General features: G+C 65.3%; 3 protein-coding genes. All 3 read left to right on the top strand.

Annotated elements, in window-relative coordinates; genetic code table 11:
- A partial coding sequence (locus JSV65_12200) for a polysaccharide biosynthesis C-terminal domain-containing protein (protein ID UCH33332.1) occupies positions 1-684 on the top strand: 684 nt, incomplete at its 5' end.
- A 28-nt stretch (positions 685-712) separates the two neighbouring features.
- Positions 713-2218: a hypothetical protein gene (locus JSV65_12195; protein ID UCH33331.1), complete on the top strand. Its 1506-nt coding sequence runs from the start codon at positions 713-715 to the stop codon at positions 2216-2218.
- Between the two features lie 90 nt (positions 2219-2308).
- A partial coding sequence (locus tag JSV65_12190) for a hypothetical protein (GenBank protein UCH33330.1) occupies positions 2309-2643 on the top strand: 335 nt, incomplete at its 3' end.

Raw genomic sequence — 2643 nt, 5'->3', positions numbered from 1 at the left:
TTGGTGTGGGGGGCAGCGATGTTCGCCGTCGCCAAGCGGGACGACGCGCGCGACATCTACGGCAAGGTGTGCACGTACTTCTTCTGCGTCGCCACCTTCTTCGCTCTCGGCGTGTCGGTACTGATCAAGGACGCCCTCAAGATCATCGCCACGCCGCAGTTCCTGGCGGCGCACCGGGTGGTGCCGATCGTCATGGTGGGCCTGTTGTTCCTCGCCGCGGCCAACTTCTTCGAGACGGGGATTCACCTCGCCCGGCGGACCGTCTTCCGTGCGCTCGCGGTCGGCAGCGCGGCGGGTCTGACGCTGCTCCTCAACTGGCTGCTCGTGCCCCGTTTCGGGATGATGGGCGCCGCGTGGGCGACATTGCTGTCCTTCGCCGCGTTGGCGGCGGTCTCGTACATTCTCGGCCAGCGGCTGTACCGCATCACATACGAAGTCTCGCGGCTGGCCAAGCTGACAGGAGTTGCCGCATTCCTGTACTGGGCCAGCACCTGGGTGCACGTGGCCTCGACGGCGGGATCGATCGGCGTCCGCTGCGCGCTGGTGCTGCTGTACCCGGCCTTGCTCTACGTGCTCGGGTTCTACCGCCACGAGGAATTGGCGAAGGTCGCGCGCTTGGGGCATGTGGTCGCCACCTCCGCCTACGGGTGGCTGCGCTACGCACCGATGCGCTCCAGCGAGTGAGTTGAAGAGGCCAATCCGGATGCCAGACATGGCGATGCTGACAATAGGGACTGCGCTGACCGCGGCAGTGGCGTTCGCAATCAGGGCGCTTGCCGGCGGCCAGGGCCGATTCCGCGGCGTTGACACGTGGTTTCATCTGCACATCGCCGACTGCGTGAGAGCCCAGGGCCGCCGGTTCCGTAGCGCGGATTGCTTCGTCCCGAGCGGCATCTACGATTACCCACCCGCTCTCGGCTGGGTGCTGTCGCGGCTCCCGCGCGAGGCGGCAGCCCGCTGGCAGTGGTTGCTATCGCCGGTCGCCGAGGCAGGTCACACGGCGCTGACGTGTGCATTGGCTTACTACCTGTGGCGGGATCCTCTGTCTGCAGCGATGGCCGGGTTGATCTACGCGGTCACGCCCGTCAGCGTTGGCATCAGCTGTGAGCTCACTCCGCGGGCCCTTGGCGCTCTCCTGCTCTCGGTGGCCGTGGGGGCGTCCGTGGTGGCGGCTCAAGCGGCCAACGCGTACTCGGTGCCTCTGTTTGCCGGCTCCGTCGCCGCGGTCGGGCTCTTGCTCATGACGCATCGCATGAGCACACAGGCGCTGCTGCCTATCGCCGTGGGCGTTGCCGCGTTCACAGGACACGTGGCGGTGCTTGCGGCCGTGGCGGCAGCGGTCGCCGCCACGGTGGTATTGACGAGAGGGCACTACATCACGGTCCTCAGAGGCCATCTCATCGAACTTCGGTTCTGGTTTCGCAACGTGCATCGGTTGGATGAGGCCCGCCCGCTCAAGCTGCTGGCCGACCACGGGCAAGCTGCCGCCGACGAACGACGCAGCCTGCGGTCTCGTGCTGCGACGGTTTACCGTCTGGTGCGGCACCTTCCGTTTATCCTCGTCTTTGTCGGTGCGTCGTGGGGCCTGTGGACGGCTGCACCGCTCAGCCGCCCCTTCGTCGCATGGGGTGCGATAGCCTACGTCGCTTTCGTGGCGACAACCTACGTCAGGCCCCTTCGATTCCTGGGGGAGGGCTATCGGTATCTTACGTATGCCGCGCTGCCGATAGCCGTTACTGCCGGTGGCGCGCTTGTGCCGCTCAGCAGGGGCTGGCCCTCACTGTACATCGCCGCTGGGTTGGCGCTGGCGATCTCTCTGCGCGAACTTCGGGGGCGATATGCGTGGGCGCAACACCAGGCCAAGGAGACCGTGAACCCGTCACTGATGTCGATCCTCGATTTCCTGCGACAGCGCAATGAAGATGGCGTGGTCTGCGTGCCGGTCGGCCTTGCCAATAGTGTCGCCTACTTCGCGAAGAAGCGCACGCTGCGACACGGCGCCTCCGCAGCTCTCAGCGAACTGGAATTCTTCTATCCCTTGGTGCAGGAACCTCTGGAGGCCGTAGTGCAGCGATTCCATGCCAATTGGCTACTGGTGGATGTGCGAAAGCTGCCGTCCGGGTTTGACCTTGCCTGTGGCGAACTCTGTCGCGAGTGCCTGCCCTATCGCCTATACCGAGTGGTTGCCAATACGGCAAACGCCGTCGCCGCAACGTGATGCGGGCGGGCCTGCCAGGAGCAACCACTATGGCAGGGGCGCGCGCAGTGAACTGGGCATAGCATGATGTCGAACGAACGAAGAGATAGCGTGCCGGCGTCATCCGTGGAAGCCGGAATCCCAACCTGGCCCACGGCGCGGATGCTCTACGCGGTCGGGGTTGCCTGCCTCGGGTTCGCCTTGGCGGCGGCGGTGCTGCTGTTTCCCCCGGCCCTGATCGTCGCCGTTGTAATCACCGCATTCGTGGCGATTCTCACGCTGCGCGAGCCGTTCTGGGGACTGCTGATGCTGCTTGCCTTGGAGTTTGTGCGGCCTCAGCAAATAATCCCCGCGCTCGCGCCATTGCATTTGCCTCGTCTTCTGACGATGTGGGTCGCGCTTGCGTGGGTGCTGCAGGCTGTCGTGGCCCGCAGATCGGGACTCGT

The sequence above is a fragment of the Armatimonadota bacterium genome, assembly GCA_020354555.1.
In the GTDB taxonomy this organism is placed as follows: domain Bacteria; phylum Armatimonadota; class Hebobacteria.
Note: the sequence above shows the minus strand (reverse complement) of the source record. Positions and strands in the feature narration are given on the sequence as shown.